Raw genomic sequence first — 18,268 nt, 5'->3', positions numbered from 1 at the left:
AACAAGAGCTTTTCATTTCCGGGATAGATGACCATGTCCAGCACCACACTGAATCCGTCCGAGATCAGCGAACTGATCAAGAGCCGCATCGAGCAGTTCAAGCTCGGCGCCGAGGCACGCAACGAGGGCACGATCATCAGCGTGTCCGACGGCATCGTGCGCATCCACGGCCTGGCCGACGCGATGCAGGGCGAAATGATCGAGCTGCCGGGCAATGCGTTTGCGCTGGCGCTGAACCTCGAGCGCGACTCCGTCGGCGCGGTGGTGCTGGGCGACTACCAGCACCTGCGCGAGGGCGACACCGCCAAGACCACCGGCCGCATCCTCGAAGTACCGATCGGTCCGGAGCTGCTCGGCCGCGTGGTCGATGCGCTGGGCAATCCGATCGACGGCAAGGGCCCGCTGAACGCCAAGCTCACCGCGCCGGTCGAGAAGGTCGCGCCGGGCGTGATCTGGCGCAAGTCGGTCGACCAGCCGCTGCAGACCGGCTACAAGTCGGTCGACGCGATGATCCCGGTCGGCCGCGGCCAGCGCGAGCTGATCATCGGCGACCGCCAGACCGGCAAGACCGCGCTGGCGATCGACGCGATCATCGCCCAGCGCGATTCGGGCATCAAATGCATCTACGTGGCGATCGGCCAGAAGCGTTCGTCGATCGCCAACGTGGTGCGCAAGCTGGAAGAGAACGGCGCCCTGGCCAATACCATCGTGGTGGTCGCCTCGGCCTCCGAGTCGGCCGCGCTGCAGTACGTGGCGCCGTATTCCGGTTGCGCGATGGGCGAGTACTTCCGCGATCGCGGACAGGATGCCCTGATCGTCTACGACGATCTGTCCAAGCAGGCCGTGGCCTATCGCCAGATCTCGCTGCTGCTGAAGCGCCCGCCGGGCCGCGAGGCGTATCCGGGCGACGTGTTCTATCTCCACTCGCGTCTGCTCGAGCGCGCCTCGCGCGTGTCCGAGGCCTATGTCGAGAAGTTCACCAACGGCGAGGTCAAGGGCAAGACCGGCTCGCTGACTGCGCTGCCGATCATCGAGACCCAGGGTGGCGACGTCTCCGCATTCGTGCCGACCAACGTGATCTCGATCACCGACGGCCAGATCTTCCTGGAAACCGACCTGTTCAACGCCGGCATCCGCCCGGCCGTCAACGCCGGCATCTCGGTGTCGCGCGTGGGCGGTTCGGCGCAGACCAAGATCGTCAAGAAGCTCTCCGGCGGCGTCAAGCTGGCGCTGGCGCAGTTCCGCGAGCTGGCCGCGTTCGCGCAGTTTGCCTCGGACCTGGACCCGGCCACCCGCGCCCAGCTTGATCGCGGCCAGCGCGTCACCGAACTGATGAAGCAGAAGCAGTACTCGCCGCTGTCGATCGCCGAGTTGGCGCTGTCGGTCTACGCCGCCGAGAAGGGCTACCTCGACGACCTGCCGGTGAACAAGGTGCTGCCGTTCGAGAAGGGCCTGCACGCCTTCATGCATCAGACCCACGAGGAACTGATGAAGAAGATCGTCGCCACCGGCGCCTGGGACAACGACATCGAAGCCACCTTCAAGGCCTCGCTGGACGAGTACAAGAAGACGGGTAGTTGGTGATTGAGCAGGGAATGGAGAATGGAGAATAGGGAATAGGCAAAACAAAGGCGCGTGGCGCCGGCTTTCAACTATTCCCTACTCCCTATTCCCTATTCCCCCGAGCGAGCAAAGCGAGCGAGAACCCATGGCAAGCGGACGCGAAATCAAAACCAAGATCAAGAGCACGCAGAACATGCGCAAGGTGACGCGCGCGCTCGAGATGGTCTCGGCGGCCAAGATCCGTCGCGCACAGGACCTGATGCGCGCCTCGCGCCCGTATGCGCGGCTGATGCGCAAGGTGATCGCGCACGTGGCGCAGGCCAGCACGGATTTCAGCCATCCGTTTTTGGTCGAGCGCGACAACGTGGCGCGGGTCGGCTACATCGTGGTGTCGACCGACCGCGGCCTGTGCGGCGGCCTCAACTCCAACCTGTTCCGCCGCCTGCTGCCGGCGATCGCCGAGTGGCAGAAGCAGGGCGTGCAGGTCGACGTGGTGGCGATCGGCCAGAAGGCGATCTCGTTCTTCCGCCGCATCAAGGGCGTCAACCTGGTCGGCACGGTCAGCCACCTGGGCGAGAAACCGCGGCTGGAGCAGCTGGTCGGCGTGATCAAGGTGATGATGGACGCCTACGCGGCCAACGGCCTGGATCGCGTGTTCCTCGCCTACAGCGACTTCGTCAACACCATGACGCAGAAGCCGACCATCGACGCGCTGCTGCCGCTGCCGCTGGTGGCGGCCGAGCTGGAAGCGCATGAGGATGCCGGCGAGTCGGCCTATGCGGGCGTGAAGCTGGAAGCCGGGCATGACTGGGACTACCTCTACGAGCCCGACGCGCAGACCGTGCTGGAGCACGTGCTGGGCCGCTACATCGAGTCGGTGGTGTACCAGGCCACACTGGAGAATCTGGCCAGCGAGCACGCCGCCCGCATGGTCGCGATGAAGGCCGCGTCGGACAACGCGAACAAGGTGATCGACACGCTGACGCTGACCTACAACAAGGCACGCCAGGCGGCGATCACGCAGGAAATATCGGAAATCGTCGGCGGTGCCGCGGCGGTATGAGTGCAGGCATCCATGCCTGCAAGAGCAAGTCAAGAAGCGGCCATCCATGGCCGCACTGTTGAAGGAAAGCGATCATTCGTGATCGCAGGGCAAGATCAAGAAGCAGCCATCCGTGGTTGCACTCTCAAATGAAGCGACGCTTCGTCGGCGCTATGACAAGACACTTAGAGATTCATCCGGAGCTATCAGCATGAGCCAGGGCAAAGTTGTTCAGATCATCGGCGCGGTCGTCGACGTGGAGTTCGCGCGTGACCAGGTGCCGCAGGTGTACGACGCACTCAAGATCGACGGCACCGACATCACGCTGGAAGTGCAGCAGCAGCTCGGCGATGGCATCGTGCGCGCGATCGCGCTGGGTTCCACCGAGGGCCTGAAGCGCGGCCTCATGGCACGCAACACCGGCGAAGGCATCAAGGTGCCGGTCGGCAAGGCCACCCTGGGCCGGATCATGGACGTGCTGGGCAATCCGATCGACGAGGTCGGCCCGATCGAGGCGAAGGATCACTGGGTGATCCACCGCGAGGCGCCGAGCTACGACGAGCAGGCCGCGTCGAACGACCTGCTGGAAACCGGCATCAAGGTGATCGACCTGGTCTGCCCGTTCGCCAAGGGCGGCAAGGTCGGCCTGTTCGGCGGCGCCGGCGTGGGCAAGACGGTGAACATGCTGGAGCTGATCAACAACATCGCCACTCAGCACGCCGGCCTGTCGGTGTTCGCCGGCGTCGGCGAGCGCACCCGCGAAGGCAACGACTTCTACCACGAGATGCAGGACGCGGGCGTCGTCAAAATCGACAACCTGCCCGAGTCGAAAGTGGCGATGGTCTACGGCCAGATGAACGAGCCGCCGGGCAACCGTCTGCGCGTGGCGCTGACCGGCCTGACCATGGCCGAGTACTTCCGCGACGAGAAGGACGAGAGCGGCAAGGGCAAGGACGTGCTGTTCTTCGTCGACAACATCTACCGCTACACCCTGGCCGGTACCGAAGTGTCCGCGCTGCTCGGCCGCATGCCGTCGGCGGTGGGCTACCAGCCGACGCTGGCCGAGGAAATGGGCGTGCTGCAGGAGCGCATCACCTCGACCAAGACCGGCTCGATCACCTCGATCCAGGCCGTCTACGTGCCCGCCGATGACTTGACCGATCCGTCGCCGGCGACCACCTTCGCGCATCTGGACTCCACCGTGACGCTGTCGCGCGACATCGCCTCGCGCGGCATCTACCCGGCGGTGGACCCGCTCGACTCGACCAGCCGTCAGCTCGATCCGAACGTGGTCGGCGCCGAGCACTACGACGTGGCCCGCCGCGTGCAGGGTACGCTGCAGCGCTACAAGGAGCTGAAGGACATCATCGCGATCCTGGGCATGGACGAGCTGTCCGAAGAGGACAAGCAGGCCGTGTACCGCGCGCGCAAGTGCGAGCGCTTCTTCTCGCAGCCGTTCCACGTGGCCGAAGTGTTCACCGGCTCGCCCGGCAAGTACGTGTCGCTGGCCGAAACCATCCGTGGCTTCAAGATGATCGTCGACGGCGACGTGGACCACCTGCCGGAGCAGGCGTTCTACATGGTCGGCGGCATCGACGAGGCGATCAAGAAGGGTGAGGAGATGGGGGCCAAGAAAGCCGCCTGAGGCGGCTTTCGGGAATAGTAAATAGGGAATAGGGAATCGGAATTGCCGCGACCTGCCCGCTTTCACTATTCCCCATTCCCTATTCTCCATTCCCTTCGAGCAAAGCGAGAAATCCCATGACAACCATCCGAGTCGACATCGTCAGCGCCGAAGCCGAGATTTTTTCCGGCGAGGCGACCATGGTCGTGGCGACCGGTGACCAGGGCGAGCTGGGTATCACGCCGCGCCACGCGCCGCTGATCACCCGACTCAAGCCCGGCCATGTCGACGTATTGCTGGAAGGCGGCGAGCGCCAGCAGTTCTATGTTTCCGGCGGCATCCTCGAGGTGCAGCCGCAGGTGGTCACCGTGCTGGCCGATACTGCCGCACGGGCGGCGGACCTGGATGAGGTATCCGCGCAGCAGGCGATGAAGGAAGCGCGCGACGCGCTGGCCAACCGCACCGACGCGATCGAACTGGCCGAGGCACAGACCCGGCTCACCCAGGCGATGGCCCAGTTGCAGGCGCTGGAGCGGCTGCGCAAGAACCTCAAGCACTGAGGCCCCGCGGCCGGATTCCTGCCGCTAGAGGTTTTCCGGCCCGCGGCGCAGCCAGCTGTCGATCAATGCCTTGTCGTAGCGCAGCGGATCGGTATCGCCCACGCGCGCGGCGCCACTCTGCAGGTAGCCCAGGTTGCGCAGCTTGCGCGAACCTTCGCGCACCACCTTGCCGTTGCTGTCGGTCAGTTTGAAGTCGAGATCGATGCGCGGCGGATAGACGTCCTTCATGAAGCGCACGTACCTCAGCTGCGGGCCGTGCCAGGGCTCGTAGCCGCCGGCGAGCTTGATGTCGGTGATGTTGACCTCCAGGCGATCGCCGGCCGGCAGCATCTTCGTGGCGCGCTTGATCAGATGGGCCTTCAGCGGCTCCAGATAGCTCCTCCCGTTGAAGCGGTCCTGCAGGCCGTATTGCCGGGCCTCGCTGAACTCCTCCGGATTGACGTAATTCACGGTGACCCGCGCGCCGGGAACGGGTTCGCCCACGGCGATCGTCGGCGGCGGCGCGGCCGCCGCCATCGCGGGTGCCAGCCCGCCGGCCGCGGCCAGGGCAAGCAGGGCCACGAAACTGCACGGATGGATTCCGGTCATGCGCGTCATGCTGCACCTCGTCTGTTTGCTGCTTGTCGGCACCAGTCTGTCACGGCGATCGTTGCGCTTTTGTATGCGCCTTCGCAAGCCGCGGCGAAGGCTCGGCCGCACCGGACCGGCGGCATCGGCTGCTATGCTTTTGCTTCGTTCGGAACGGGGTCGCAACCGATGGAAACAACGCCGCTGCACGTGATCATCCTGGCGGCCGGTGCCGGCACGCGGATGAAATCCAATCGCGCCAAGGTGCTGATGCCGCTGGCCGGCAAGCCGCTGCTGGCGCACGTGCTCGCCACCGCGCGAACCTTGCAGCCAGCCGCCATCCACGTCGTCTACGGGCATTGTGGCGAGCAGGTGCGCGCGGCGTTTGCCGGGCAGGACGATCCCGGATCAGAGCCGGGGCAGGCCCTGCATTGGGTGTTGCAGGCCGAGCGGCTCGGCACCGGTCACGCGGTGGAGCAGGCGATCGCCGGCGTGCCGCGCGCGGCACGCGTACTGGTGCTGTACGGCGACGTGCCGCTGACCCGCGCGGAAACGCTGCGCCAACTGCTGGACGCCGAAGGCGGCTTCAGCCTGCTCACCACGCGGCTGGCCGATCCGACCGGCTACGGGCGCGTGCTGTGCGACGGCAACGGCCACGTGCGCGAGGTGGTCGAGGAGAAGGACGCCGACGCCGGCCAGCGCGCGGTCAACCTGGTCAACACAGGCATCCTGCTGGCCGACGCGCTGGCCCTGCGCGGCTGGCTCAAGCAACTCGATCGCGACAACGCGCAAGGCGAGTACTACCTCACGGACATCTTCGCGATGGCTGCCGCCGAGGGCCGCGGCGCACTCAGCGTCGAGTGCGCAGACCCGGTGGAAGCCGCCGGCGCCAACGATCCCGTGCAACTGGCCGAGCTGGAAGCCGCCTGGCGTCGCCGCGCCGCGCACGCGTTGCTTCGCGATGGCGTGCGCATGGCCGACCCGCTGCGCGTGGAAGTGCGCGGGACGGTCGAGGCCGGCCGCGACGTCGAGCTCGATATCGACGTGATCCTGGAAGGGCGCGTGGTGCTCGGCGACGACGTGCGCATCGGCGCCTTCACTCGCCTGAAGGACGTGCAACTGGCCGCCGGCACCGTGCTGCATCCGCACTGCGATCTCGACGGCGTGGTCACTCACGGCCCGTGCACGATCGGCCCGTTCGCACGGCTGCGTCCGGGCACCGAGCTGGACGCCGGCGTGCACGTGGGCAACTTCGTCGAGACCAAGAAAACCCGCATCGGCGAAGGCAGCAAGGCCAACCACCTCACCTACCTCGGCGACACCGTGGTCGGCCGTGGCGTCAATATCGGCGCCGGCACCATCACCTGCAACTACGACGGCGTGAACAAGTTCGTTACCCGCATCGGCGACGGCGCCTTCATCGGCTCCAACTGCGCCCTGGTCGCCCCGGTGAGCATCGGCGCGCAAGCCACCCTCGGCGCCGGCTCGGTGATCACCCGCGACGCGCCGGAAGGCCAGCTGACTCTGGCGCGCGCCCGACAGCAGACGTTCGAGGGCTGGCGGCGACCGGTGAAACAGAAGTGAGGAGCGAAAGCTGAAGGGCCGCTCGCGCTGTTTTCGCGCCACGCGATCTGCGCGCCCGCGACGGGCCCCGTGCGTGTTCCGACCGTGACACTCGGCAAGGAAGGAGGACTGTGATGCAGAAATGGCTGAATGGCTTGATCGTGGTTTCGTCGATTGCGCTCTACGGTTGCGCTGGCGCCGGCTCGACGACAAGTGGCGCCCAGCAACGACAACTGCAATCGCTGCAACTGTTCGCCGCAGACGACACCCCGCGCTTCTCGCTTTACGTGGCATGCACCAGCGACAGCGTCAATTGCGTCAACGTCGGCAACGCGGTCTTCGCCTGGGCCCGCGATCACGACGTGACCGTCCACAACGTGGACTCCGATGATCCGGCGTTCACCGCCACCGCGTCGCGCGCCGCGGAGATCGCCTTGCCGTATCGGGTGGCCATCGACTACCGCCCCTCGGTGGCGCCTGGCTATTCGGCGTCTTCGTACAAGCAGTCCAGCGAGTCCTTTGCGCCGACGGTCGGTTACAGGGCCGTGATCTCGGTATTCCAGGCCGCTACCGGCAAATTGCTCATGCGGTCGCCGGTAAGGAACCAGCAAGCTGCGGATCACGGGAAAACGTCCAATCCCTACGTTCGTTCCCAGATGATCGAGCTGCTGGATTCGCTGGAGCCATCGGCGAAGGACTCCCGATGAAACCGGCGCATCGCTAAACGTAGCGCCAGCCGTCGATCTCGACCAGCAGTTCGCGGCGACAGATGTCGCCGTGCAGCAGCAGCAGGGGTACGCCCGGCAGGCGCCGCCGGAGCGCGTCGCGCACGCGTGGCGCGTCGCCGTCGTGGCGCAGGTAGACCTTGAGCGGTGAATGCGTGTCGAAGCCGGCGCGCATGTCGGCGCTGGCCAGCAGCGCGTCCAGGTTGGTCAGGGTTTCCTCCAGCTGCGCATCGAGGTTGTCGTGGTGGGCCGAGGCATGGCCCACGACCGCGGCGGTGCCGGAAATGGCCAGCGTGTCGCGGGCCGGCAGGAGCATCGCCCGCGCAAAGCTGGGCGGGGTGGGGCCGTATTGCCGCGGGTAGCGCCATGCGCTGACCTGGCGCGGGTTCTCGACCCGGTGGCCGGCCTGCTCGCCGGCCAGCAGGTAGACCTGCAGGCGGTGTTCCGCCGCGAGGTGGCCGATCGCGGTGGCGGCGGGGAAACCTTCGGCGAAGAAATCGCCCATGCCGGCGGCGCGGCCTTCGCAGAAGCGCTTGTAGCGTTCCGCATCGCCCTCGCCGTCGTTGATCGCGCCGATGTAGTTCCACACCCGCAGGACGTGCCGTGCGTCGCGGCCGGCGACGAACCGGTGCAGCAAGTCGTAGGCCTGCTTTGCGGTGGCGCGGGCACCGCCGTGTTCGCGTTCGTCCAGTTCGACCGCGGCGAACAGCCAGCCGCCGCCGGTCGACCAGCGCAACGCGCCTTCCATGCCGCAGCGCACCGGCGCGTCCACCTGCCACAGTTCCAGCGGCGCGGGGGCATCGGTGCTGGCCAGCGCCACCTGCAGGTGGCGCGGATCGTCACCGGAGGGTACGGCCGGGTCGAAACCGAGCACCGCCAGCGTGCCCGGCGCCTCCAGCAGGGTGGCGACCTCCGCCATGCGATAGGACACCTGCGGCGCCCGCCGCGCCCGAGCTTCCACCTGCGGGTTTTCACATCCCTGGATCATGCTGGCCAACCGGAACGACAAGGCCGCTATGTTACACTCTGCGCCCACTGCCACCGGGGGGAGGCAATGCATCTGGCGTACGGAATCGAGCATGGCGGAACAGACAGAGGCGCAGCACGAGTTGGCCACCCTGGTGGTGGAATGCCTCAACCTCGAGGACGTCAATGCCGAGCAGATCGACCCCGATGCACCGCTGTTCGGGGGCGAACTGGGGCTCGACTCCATCGATGCACTGGAGATCGCCCTGGCCGTCTCCAAGCGCTACGGCTTCCAGCTGCGCTCGGACAACCCGGAAAACCGTCAGATCTTCGCCAGCCTGCGCAATCTGTCGAGCCACGTCGAGCAGCACCGCGCCTGAACGGTCGGTGCGGGATGGAGCGGTCGTGCGGGCTGGTCATGGACGCCTTGGCGCCGCATGGCACCGCGCTTCCCGCCTTCGTCACGCCACCGTGCGCCACGCGTGGCAAGCTGCCGGTGCCGACCGAGTCGTCGCGGAATCGCGCATGAAATCCGCCGTATCCCCCCATGTTCCGACCTCGCGGCGCCACGCCTTGTGGTTGCTGCTCGCCTATCCGGTGTTCGCCATCGCCGGGGTGGTCACCCATCGGCCGATCTTCGCGCTGCTGGCGCTGGCGGTGCTGGCCAGCGTGCTGATGCTGCCGCGGCTGCAGTCGCGCCGACCGCTGCCGTGGTTGCTGTGGCTGCTGATGCTGGCCGGCGTGTGGCTGGCCTCGCGGCTCGGGCTGGCCGACCTGCTGCTGGAGGCGGTGCCGATCCTGATCAACGTGGCGCTGGCATGCTGGTTTGGCCGCAGCCTGCTCGGCGGCGAGCCGCTGGTGGCGCGTTTCGTGGTGGCGATCGAGGGTGCCGAGCGGCTGCGCGAGCCCGGCGTGGCGCGCTATGCGCGGCAGATCACCTGGTTCTGGACCGTGCTGCTGGCGGCGCAGGCGCTGCTGTTGACTGGCCTGCTGCTGTTCGCCGCACGCGACGGGCTGCTGCCGCGCCTCGGTGTGACGTCGGCGTGGTCGGTGCCCGAGCGCTGGGCCTCGGCATGGCTGCACGTGGGCTGCTACCTGCTGCTGGGCGCGGCGTTCCTGCTGGAGTACGCCTGGCGGCGCTGGCGCCTGCGCCATCTCAGCCACCCCGGCCTGCACGACATGCTGCTGAAACTGGCCCTGCGCTGGCCGCAGCTGCTGCACGGCAACGGCGGCGTCTCGCCATGAACGGGTACGCACAGGCGTTGCAGTTCGCGGCCGATCATCCGGCCTTGCCCGGCCACTTCCCGGGACAGCCGCTGGTGCCCGGCGTGTTGCTGCTGGAGCAGCTGGCGCTGGCGCTGCGCGCGTGGCGCGGCCAGCGGCTGGTGCGCGTGCCGGAGGCGAAATTCGTGGCGCCGCTGCGGCCCGGCGAAGCGGCCCGGCTGGAACTGATGCCCGTCGCGGCATCGGCTTCGCGGGTCCGTTTCCGCATCGAGCGCGACGGCATGCTGCTGGCGCGTGGCGTCATCGAGGGCGAGGCATGAGCGACAGCGACCACTGGCAGAGCCGGCCCGAGGGCGGCGGCCGCTTCGCGCTGTGGCTGATCCGCGCGATTGCCCTGCACGGCGGGCGCCGGCTGGGCCGCTGCTGCCTGTATCCGATCACGCTGTACTTCTACTGCCGCCGCGGGCCGGAGCGCCGGGCTTCGGCGCGCTACCTGCAGCGCGTGTTCGGTCGCCCGGCCACGCCATGGCAGGTGCTGAAGCACATCCACTGTTTCGCCGCCACGATCATGGACCGGATCTTCCTGCTCGCCCACGGCGAGCAGCCGTTCCAGTTCGAGACGCAAGGCCTGGACCTGCTGGAACAGCGCGCTGCGCTGGGCCGCGGCGTGTTGCTGCTGGGTTCGCACCAGGGCAGCTTCGAGGCGCTGCGCGCGATCGGCGCGCGCCGGCCCGAGCTGCCGCTGCGGGTGGTGCTGGACAAGCAGAAGACCCCGGCGATGACCGAGCTGCTGGAGGCGCTGGCGCCGGAGGTGGGCGCCTGCGTGATCGACGCCGCGCAGGATGGCACCTCGATCGCGCTGGCCATGGCCGAAGCCTGCCAGCACGGCGCGCTGGTGGCGATGCTGGCCGACCGCGGCCGCGGCCACGAGGTGCTGCGCCGCGTCGACCTGCTGGGCTCGCCGGCGCCGTTCCCGGTCAGCCCGTGGTTGCTGGCGCATACGCTCAAGGTGCCGGTGGTACTGTGCTTCGGGCTTTACCTCGGCGGCAATCGCTACCGGCTGGTGTTCGAGCCGTTCAGCGAACGAGTGGAGATTCCCCGGCATGATCGGGGGCCGGCGCTGGACGGCCTGCTCGAGCGCTACGCGCAACGGCTGGAGCACTACATCCGCGTCGCTCCCTACAACTGGTTCAACTTCTATGATTTCTGGCAAGACCCGCCTGCTGCTGAACCTGCTGCTGCCGTGCTGGGCGGTCACCGCGTGGGCGTCTGAACCGGCGGTCGCGGCCACCTCGACCCAGGCCGTGATCGCCGGCCTGCGCCAGCCGGCACCGGCGCACACCGCGTTCGCCGAGGCGCGTTTCCTCAAGATGCTGGATCGTCCGCTGGTGGTCTCCGGGCAACTGTCCTGGCTGGGCGACGACCGCCTGCAGCGGCGCGTCGAGCACCCTCGCGCGGAGACCGCCACGATCGCCGACGGCGAAGTGACCCAGCAGCGCGACGGCAAGCCGGCGCGGCACTTTTCGCTCAAGCGTGCGCCGCAGCTGCAGGTGCTGCTGGACAGCTTCGTTGCCTTGCTCGGCGGTGATGCTGCCCGCTTGGAGCAGGCGTTCGAGATCCAGCGCGAAGGCGATGCCGCCGGCGCGTGGACGCTGACCCTGGTGCCGCGCGACGCCCACGTGGCGAAGACGGTCGCGCGCATCCGCATCGACGGCGTGGGCGACCAGTCGCGCTGCATGCACATGCAGGAGGCCGACGGCGACCTGGCGGTCGACCTGCTTGGTCCGCTCGCCGAAAAGATGCCGGCCGAACCGACCCGCGCCGAGCTGCAGGCGCTGTGCACGGGTTCGCCCTGAACATGCACCGCGGCGCCCGCGCCACGCTGCTGGTCACCTGGCTGCTGGCGCTGGCCGGACTCGGCTGGATCGTGAGCCAGCGCCTGCACGTCAGCAGCGACCTGCGCAGCTTCATGCCCGCGCCGACCACGCCGGACCAGCGCCTGCTGATGGAGCAGGTGGGCGAGGGGCCGGGTTCGCGCTTGCTGCTGCTGTCGATCTCCGGCGCTTCCGACGGGCAACTGGCCGGCTTGAGCCAGGGCCTCGCCGCCGCGCTGAAAAAGGACGCGCGCTACAGCCAGGTGCTCAACGGCAGCTTCGACCTCGCGTCGCTCGATCCCCGGTTGCTGCCGTATCGCTACCTGCTCTCGCCCACGCTGGACACGCAGCCGCTGGACGAGGCCTATCTCGCCGATCAGTTGCAGCAGCGGCTGGACGACCTCTCCTCGCCGGCCGCCAGCCTGCTGAAGAACCTGCTGCCGCGCGATCCCACGCTGGAGACGTTGAAACTGGCCGAGCGCTGGGCGCCGGCGAAATCGCCCCAGCTGCGCGACGGCGTGTGGTTCACCCCGCAGCACGAAGCGTTGCTGCTGGTGCAGACCGTGGCCGCCGGCTTCGACCCCGGCGCGCAGCAGCAGGCGATCGACGGCATCCGCGAGGCGTTCCACGTGTTGCCCGGCAGTGCCGACGCGCGGCTGGAACTGAGCGGTCCGGGCTACTTCAGCGTGGTGATCGGCGCGCAGACGCGGCACCAGGCCGACTGGATCGGGCGCATCTCCACCGTGGGCTTCATCGCGCTGCTGCTGCTGGCCTATCGCAGCGTGAGCTCGCTGCTGCTGTCCGCGCTGCCGATCGCCAGCGCCGCACTGGCCGGCATCGCCGCGCTCACCCTCGTGTTCAGCGAAGTGCACGGCATCACCCTGGCCTTCGGCTTCACCTTGCTCGGCGTGGCGCAGGAATACCCGATCCGCGTGCTCAGCCACCGCCGTGCCGGCGAGGACGCGTTGCAGAGCGTGCGCGACCTGTGGCCGCTGCTGCTCACCGCGATCGCCTCGGCCTGCATCGCCTACCTGGCGTTCTACGCCTCCGGCGTGGCCGGGCTGCAGCAGTTGGCGGTGTTCACCATCGTGGGGTTGCTGGTGGCGGGCCTGAGCACGCGCTACCTGCTGCCGCATCTGTTGCCGCGGCGCGTGCGCGACGTGGCCGCGATGGGCTGGTTGATCCGTGCTCGCGGCTGGCTCGACCGGCTGCCGCGCTCGCGCTGGATTCCGCTGCTGGTGGCGCTGGCGATCGCTGCGATGCTGGCGCTGGCGCCGGGCCCGTTCTGGCAGAACAACCTTGCTGCGCTGACGCCGGTGCCGACCGCGTTGTTGCAGCACGATGCGCGTCTGCGCCAAGCGCTGGGTGCGCCGGACGTGCGTTACCTGCTGTTGTTGCAGGCACCCACCGAACAGGGCGTGCTGGCGCTGTCGCAATCGCTGCAGCCGCAGGCCGACGCGCTGGTGGCGCGACATGCGGTCGACGCGATCGAATTGCCTTCGCGCTACCTGCCTGCCGTGGCGCAGCAGCGCGCGCGGCAGCAGAAGTTGCCTGATCGCGCCATGCTCGAACATGCGCTGGCCGGGGCGCTGCAGGGCATGCCGTTCCGCGCCGACCTGTTCCAGCCGTTCGTCGATGACGTGGAAACCGCACGCGCGCTGCCGCCGCTGACGCCCGAGCGCTACGCGCAGACGCCGCTGGGCCAGCGCCTGGCCGCGATGCTGGTGCAGCGCGATGGCCACTGGCTGGGCCTGGCCACGGTCAGCGGCGTGCATGACGTCGCCGCGCTGCAGACGCTGGGCGCGGACCGCGGCGGCGCGGTGCATCTGCTTGATCTCAAGGCCGCCTCCGAATCGCTGGTGGCCGCCTATCGCACGCGCATCCTCCAGGCGCTGCTGGCGGCCGGACTGCTGCTGGTGGTGACGATCTCGGTCGCCCTGCGCAGCGCGCGCCGCGCCTGGCACGTGCTGGCGCCGATGACGCTGGCAACCTTCCTGGTGCTCGCGGTCGAGCGCGTGGCCGGCATCGAGATCTCGCTGTTCCACCTGGTCGCGCTGATCCTCGCCGGCGGCCTGGGCCTGCATTACGCGCTGTTCTTCGAGCGCGACACCGGCGACCCGGCCGAGCAGCGGCGCACCTTGCACGCCACCCTGGTCTGCGTGCTGTCCGCGCTGCTGGTGTTCGGCATGCTGGCGTGGGCGACGATTCCGGTGTTGCGCGCGATCGGGCTCACGGTGAGCCTGGGCGTGGCGTTCCACTTCTGCCTGTCGATCCTGATGGCGCCGCATGCTCGACAAGACTGACTGGGCCCACCTCATCCCGCACGCCGGCCGCATGTGCCTGCTCGATGCGGTACTGGCGTGGGACGAGCGCGGCATCCACGCCATCAGCGCCGGTCACGCGCGCCTGGACAACCCGCTGCGCGGCGGGCACGGCCTGCACGCGGTGCACCTGGCCGAGTACGGTGCGCAGGCGATGGCCGTGCATGGCGCATTGCTGGCGCGCGAGCGGGGCCATGAAACGGTGCGCCCCGGCCGGCTGGTCAGCCTGCGCGAGGTGGACTTGTTCGCGGAACATGTCGACCATCTGGATGGCCGTCTGGACGTCCATGCCGAATGTCTGTACGCCGACGACGGCGGCGCCCAGTATGCGTTCCGCGTCGAACACCAAGGCCGCCTGCTGTGCCGCGGCCGCGCCGCGGTGATCCACCCCCAATCCTGATTCGAGGTCGCCCATGCCCACTCCCACCTCCCTGCGACGCGCCCTGGTCACCGGTGGCAGCGGCGAGCTCGGCGGCGCCATCGCCCAGGCACTGGCCGGCGGCGGCTACCACGTGATCGTGCACGCGAACCGCAGCCTGCATCGCGCCGAGGCGGTGGTCGGCGAAATCGTCGCCGGCGGCGGCAGTGCGCAGGCCACCGCCTTCGACGTGAGCGACGCCGAGGTCACCCGCGCGGCGCTGGACGTGCTGCTCGGCGAGGGCTGCATCCATGCGGTGGTCAACAACGCCGGCATCCACGACGACGCGCCGATGGCCGGGATGAGCTCCGAGCAATGGCACCGGGTGATCGACGTGAGCCTGCACGGCTTCTTCAATGTCACCCAGCCGCTGCTGCTGCCGATGGCGCGCGCGCGCTTCGGCCGCATCGTGTCGATCAGCTCGGTCGCGGCGCTGCTGGGCAACCGCGGGCAGACCAACTACGCCGCCGCCAAGGCCGCGCTGCATGGCGCCAGCAAATCGCTGGCGCGCGAAATGGCTTCGCGCGGGATCACCGTCAACGTGGTCGCGCCTGGCGTGATCGAGGGGCGCATGGCCGACGCCGCGTTCCCGCCCGAACGCATCCGCGAGCTGGTGCCGGCCCAGCGCGCCGGCACGCCGGAGGAAGTGGCGGCACTGGTGGCGTTCCTGTGCTCGGAGGCGGCCGGCTACATCAACGGCCAGGTGATCGGGGTAAACGGCGGGATGGCCTGATCCCGCGCTAAAGACTGCCCCCGCGGGGCCGATACCGACACTGGAGGGCCCAGTCGGGTCCCCGCAACCGAGTCCGGGCGCGTGGCGCCGGGAGTGTCCGTGATCGAGCACGAATTCATCGAGGAAGACAGCCTGGAGCTGGCCGACCCGTGCAGCGAGGTGCTGACGGCGCGGCCGGTGGCCGTCGAGGCGCCCGACGAATGGCGCGTGCTCGATTCGCTAGCGGCGCTCACCCACCACCGCGATCTCGACGCGCTCGACCACAGCCTGGTGCTGACCCTGGCCGAACTGACCGGTGCGCGTCGCGTGACCCTGGCCAAGTGCTTCCCGGAGGACAGCGCGCTGGAAAGCGTGGTGTGCTGCTCGCCCGACAGCGTCGGCGCGTACCAGGTGCATCCGCTGGAACCGGAATGCCTGGGTGCGGCGCTGGGCCCGATCCATCGCTGCCTGCAGGACATGCAGGCGCAGACCGAAACCCGCAACGGCCTGCATCGCCAGCTGGTGCCGATCGTGCGTGAAGGGCATGCGATCGGTGCGCTGCAACTGGACAGCGCGCTGGCGCCGCTGCGCAGCCGGTCGCTGATCGACGGCTTCGCGCGCATCTACGCCAACTACACCGCGCTGCTGCACGAGAGCGAGCACGACAAGCTGACCGGCCTGTACAACCGGCGCAGCCTGGAGCGCCAGTTGCAGCGGATGCTGCAACTGCGCGATACGCCGCTGCGGCCGTATCCGCATGCCGTTCCGCCCGCGCAGGAGCAGCGCGCGGCGCCGGCCGGCGAGGCGGCGCAGGTGTGGCTGGCGATCGTGGACATCGACCATTTCAAGCACATCAACGACAATTTCGGCCACGTCTACGGCGACGAGGTGATCCTGCTGCTGGCACAGCAGATGCGCGCCTGCTTCCGTCGCGGCGACGTGCTGTTCCGCTTCGGCGGCGAGGAGTTCGTGGCCCTGTTCAGCGCCACCGACGAGGTCACCGTGCACGGCGTGCTGGAACGCTTCCGCGCGCACGTCGCCCGCTTCGCCTTCCCGCTGGTCGGTCACGTCACCATCAGCATCGGCTACTCGCGCATCGGCGCGCACGACTACCCCGCCGTGGCGCTCGACCGCGCCGACCAGGCGCTGTATTTCGTCAAGCAGCACGGCCGCGACGGCGTGCGCGGCTACGAGGAACTCGGCGCCTGCGGCGCACTCGGCCGTGGCCTCGCCGCGGGCAGCATCGACCTGTTCTAGCCGTTCATCCTTCGGCCGTCCGCAGGACGCTTCCCGCTCACGTGCGCAGCAGCAAGCGGTAGGCCGGGTGCGCGCTGTCGTCCACGTGCGGGTAGCCGAGCGTGGCGAGGAACCGCGCGAACAGGGCGTGTTCGGCGGCCGGCACCTGCAGGCCGACCAGGATGCGGCCGTGGTCGGCGCCGTGGTTGCGGTAGTGGAACAGGCTGATGTTCCAGTCCGGGTGCAGCTGGTCGAGGAAGTGCACCAGGGCGCCGGGGCGTTCGGGGAATTCGAAGCGGTACAGCAGTTCGTCGCGGGCCAGCGGCGAGCGGCCGCCGACCATGTGGCGCAGGTGCAGCTTGGCCAGTTCGTCGTCGGTGAGGTCGAGCACGGCGAAGGCCTGCGCATGGAAGGCGGCGACCAGCGCCTCGCGTTCGGCGCGGCTGGCGATCTGCACGCCGACGAAGATGTGTGCGCTGTGCGTGTCGCCGATGCGGTAGTTGAACTCGGTGATCTGGTGCCGGCCCAGCGTGGCGCAGAAGCGGCGGAAGCTGCCGCGCTCCTCCGGGATGGTCACCGCGAACACCGCCTCGCGCTGCTCGCCCAGCTCGGCGCGCTCGGCGACGAAGCGCAGGCGGTCGAAGTTCATGTTGGCGCCGGAGACGATCGCCACCAGCGTGCCGTCGTCGCCGGGGTGCGCGGCGGCGTACTGCTTCAGCCCGGCCAGGGCGAGTGCGCCGGCGGGCTCGGGCACGCTGCGGGTGTCGTGGTAGACGTCGCGGATCGCCGCGCAGATCGCGTCGGCATCCACCCGCAGCATGGCATCGACGTGCTGCCGGCACAGCGAAAAGGTCAGCGCGCCGACCTGCTTCACCGCGGTGCCGTCGGCGAACAGGCCCACCTCGTCCAGCACCACGCGCTCGCCGCGCTCCAGCGAGCGCGCCATCGCGTCCGAATCCGCCGCCTGCACGCCGATCACCTGCACCGCAGGCCGCAGCGCCTTGATGCACGCGGCCACGCCGGCGAGCAGGCCGCCGCCGCCGACCGGCACGAACACCGCCTGCAGCGGGCCGGGGTGCTGGCGCAGGATCTCCAGCGCGATGGTGCCCTGGCCGGCGATCACCGCCGGGTCGTCGAACGGATGCACGAACACCGCAGCGCGCTCGGCTTGCAGTTGCGCGGCGGCGGCCTGGGCCTCGCTGTAGGAGTCGCCGGCCAGCAGCACCTCGACCATCGCGCCGCCGAAGCGGCGCACCGCATCCACCTTCACCTGCGGCGCGGTCACCGGCATCACGATGGTGGCGCGGATACCCAGCTTCGCCGCGGCCAGCGCCACGCCTTGCGCGTGGTTGCCGGCCGAGGCGGCGATCACGCCACGCGCGCGCTGTGCCGCATCCAGCTGCACCATGCGGTTGTACGCGCCGCGCAGCTTGAACGAGAACACGCTCTGCTGGTCCTCGCGCTTGAGCAGTACGCGCCGGCCCAGCCGTGCGCCGAGCAACGGCGCCTCGTCCAGCGCCGATTCGCGCGCCACGTCATGCACGCGGGCGCCGAGGATCTGCGCGAGCAGGGCGTCGTCGCCGTCGAGCGGCAGTGGCGCGGCTGCATTCACGCGGCGAGCGCGGCGGCCGGGTGCGCCACCTGCAGCACGTCCACCAGCTTGCGCGTCTGCTGCATGATCCGGCCCAGCCCGGCCTCGTCGCATTGCACGGTGAGGACCAGCCGCGACACCGACGGGTCGTGCGTGGGGCCGACGGTCAGCGTGTCGATGTTGTAGCCGCGCGCGGCAAACAGCCCGGCCACGCGCACCAGCGCGCCGGCTTCGTTCTGCAGCAGGATGGACAGGGTGTGGTTCATGGCGATGCTCCGTGGG

At 68.9% G+C, this 18,268-nt stretch carries 19 protein-coding genes; 15 read left to right on the top strand and 4 right to left on the bottom strand.

Going from position 1 to position 18,268, the window contains the following annotated elements; translation table 11 throughout:
* Nucleotides 1-33: 33 nt before the first annotated feature.
* From atpA to ACVCMB_RS11405, 4 genes are all read left to right on the top strand, one after another.
* Nucleotides 34-1,584 (top strand): F0F1 ATP synthase subunit alpha, encoded by a 1,551-nt coding sequence (atpA, locus tag ACVCMB_RS11420; RefSeq protein WP_395120623.1) that lies wholly within the window; start codon nt 34-36, stop codon nt 1,582-1,584.
* Nucleotides 1,585-1,708: 124 nt separating this feature from the next.
* Nucleotides 1,709-2,626: a F0F1 ATP synthase subunit gamma gene (gene atpG, locus ACVCMB_RS11415; RefSeq protein ID WP_395120622.1), complete on the top strand. Its 918-nt coding sequence runs from the start codon at nt 1,709-1,711 to the stop codon at nt 2,624-2,626.
* Nucleotides 2,627-2,816: 190 nt separating this feature from the next.
* Complete coding sequence (atpD, locus tag ACVCMB_RS11410; RefSeq protein ID WP_395120621.1) at nt 2,817-4,250, top strand: F0F1 ATP synthase subunit beta; 1,434 nt, start codon at nt 2,817-2,819, stop codon at nt 4,248-4,250.
* Nucleotides 4,251-4,366: 116 nt separating this feature from the next.
* Entirely contained in the window at nt 4,367-4,789 is a 423-nt protein-coding gene (locus ACVCMB_RS11405) for a F0F1 ATP synthase subunit epsilon (RefSeq protein WP_395120620.1), read from the top strand.
* 24 nt (nt 4,790-4,813) lie between these two features.
* On the opposite strand, the gene ACVCMB_RS11400 is transcribed toward ACVCMB_RS11405, so the two are convergent.
* Complete coding sequence (locus ACVCMB_RS11400) at nt 4,814-5,386, bottom strand: DUF3016 domain-containing protein (RefSeq protein WP_447106979.1); 573 nt, start codon at nt 5,384-5,386, stop codon at nt 4,814-4,816.
* A gap of 159 nt (nt 5,387-5,545) precedes the next feature.
* Between ACVCMB_RS11400 and glmU the strand changes: the two genes are divergently transcribed.
* Together glmU and ACVCMB_RS11390 are read left to right on the top strand one after the other, a co-directional pair.
* Complete coding sequence (gene glmU, locus ACVCMB_RS11395; protein WP_447101394.1) at nt 5,546-6,940, top strand: bifunctional UDP-N-acetylglucosamine diphosphorylase/glucosamine-1-phosphate N-acetyltransferase GlmU; 1,395 nt, start codon at nt 5,546-5,548, stop codon at nt 6,938-6,940.
* Between the two features lie 113 nt (nt 6,941-7,053).
* A complete protein-coding gene (locus ACVCMB_RS11390; RefSeq protein ID WP_395120617.1) occupies nt 7,054-7,626 on the top strand; it encodes a hypothetical protein in 573 nt (190 codons plus the stop codon).
* 13 nt (nt 7,627-7,639) lie between these two features.
* Here ACVCMB_RS11390 and ACVCMB_RS11385 read toward each other — a convergent pair whose 3' ends face one another.
* Entirely contained in the window at nt 7,640-8,632 is a 993-nt protein-coding gene (locus ACVCMB_RS11385; protein WP_447106978.1) for a chorismate transformation enzyme, FkbO/Hyg5 family, read from the bottom strand.
* Between the two features lie 91 nt (nt 8,633-8,723).
* On the opposite strand from ACVCMB_RS11385, the gene ACVCMB_RS11380 reads away from it, so the two are divergent.
* The 9 genes from ACVCMB_RS11380 (at nt 8,724) to ACVCMB_RS11340 (ending at nt 16,416) form a co-directional block, all read left to right on the top strand.
* The gene (locus ACVCMB_RS11380; RefSeq protein ID WP_395120615.1) at nt 8,724-8,990 is read left to right on the top strand and encodes a phosphopantetheine-binding protein; all 267 of its coding nucleotides are present in this window, start codon (nt 8,724-8,726) and stop codon (nt 8,988-8,990) included.
* Nucleotides 8,991-9,135: 145 nt separating this feature from the next.
* Complete coding sequence (locus ACVCMB_RS11375; protein WP_395120614.1) at nt 9,136-9,855, top strand: xanthomonadin biosynthesis protein; 720 nt, start codon at nt 9,136-9,138, stop codon at nt 9,853-9,855.
* On the top strand, nt 9,852-10,154 hold the full coding sequence (locus ACVCMB_RS11370; RefSeq protein ID WP_447106977.1) for a hydroxymyristoyl-ACP dehydratase: 303 nt from the start codon (nt 9,852-9,854) through the stop codon (nt 10,152-10,154). The genes ACVCMB_RS11375 and ACVCMB_RS11370 overlap by 4 nt, the downstream gene beginning before the upstream one ends.
* Entirely contained in the window at nt 10,151-11,107 is a 957-nt protein-coding gene (locus ACVCMB_RS11365; protein WP_447106976.1) for an LpxL/LpxP family acyltransferase, read from the top strand. The genes ACVCMB_RS11370 and ACVCMB_RS11365 overlap by 4 nt, the downstream gene beginning before the upstream one ends.
* Nucleotides 11,034-11,690, top strand: a complete 657-nt coding sequence (locus tag ACVCMB_RS11360; RefSeq protein ID WP_395120610.1) for a LolA-related protein — start codon at nt 11,034-11,036, stop codon at nt 11,688-11,690. The genes ACVCMB_RS11365 and ACVCMB_RS11360 overlap by 74 nt, the downstream gene beginning before the upstream one ends.
* A gap of 2 nt (nt 11,691-11,692) precedes the next feature.
* Nucleotides 11,693-14,011: an MMPL family transporter gene (locus tag ACVCMB_RS11355; protein ID WP_447106975.1), complete on the top strand. Its 2,319-nt coding sequence runs from the start codon at nt 11,693-11,695 to the stop codon at nt 14,009-14,011.
* Nucleotides 13,995-14,429, top strand: coding sequence for a phosphotransferase (locus tag ACVCMB_RS11350; RefSeq protein ID WP_395120606.1), 435 nt, complete (start codon nt 13,995-13,997; stop codon nt 14,427-14,429). The genes ACVCMB_RS11355 and ACVCMB_RS11350 overlap by 17 nt, the downstream gene beginning before the upstream one ends.
* Before the next feature lie 13 nt (nt 14,430-14,442).
* Complete coding sequence (gene fabG, locus ACVCMB_RS11345; RefSeq protein WP_447097794.1) at nt 14,443-15,180, top strand: 3-oxoacyl-ACP reductase FabG; 738 nt, start codon at nt 14,443-14,445, stop codon at nt 15,178-15,180.
* 99 nt (nt 15,181-15,279) lie between these two features.
* Nucleotides 15,280-16,416, top strand: coding sequence for a GGDEF domain-containing protein (locus ACVCMB_RS11340; RefSeq protein WP_447106974.1), 1,137 nt, complete (start codon nt 15,280-15,282; stop codon nt 16,414-16,416).
* A 37-nt stretch (nt 16,417-16,453) separates the two neighbouring features.
* On the opposite strand, the gene ilvA is transcribed toward ACVCMB_RS11340, so the two are convergent.
* The gene (ilvA, locus tag ACVCMB_RS11335; protein WP_395120600.1) at nt 16,454-18,007 is read right to left on the bottom strand and encodes a threonine ammonia-lyase, biosynthetic; all 1,554 of its coding nucleotides are present in this window, start codon (nt 18,005-18,007) and stop codon (nt 16,454-16,456) included.
* Entirely contained in the window at nt 18,004-18,252 is a 249-nt protein-coding gene (ilvN, locus tag ACVCMB_RS11330; protein WP_395120598.1) for an acetolactate synthase small subunit, read from the bottom strand. The genes ilvA and ilvN overlap by 4 nt, the downstream gene beginning before the upstream one ends.
* Nucleotides 18,253-18,268: the final 16 nt, after the last annotated feature.

This window comes from Rhodanobacter sp. UC4443_H10 (assembly GCF_052978325.1).
Note: the sequence above shows the minus strand (reverse complement) of the source record. Positions and strands in the feature narration are given on the sequence as shown.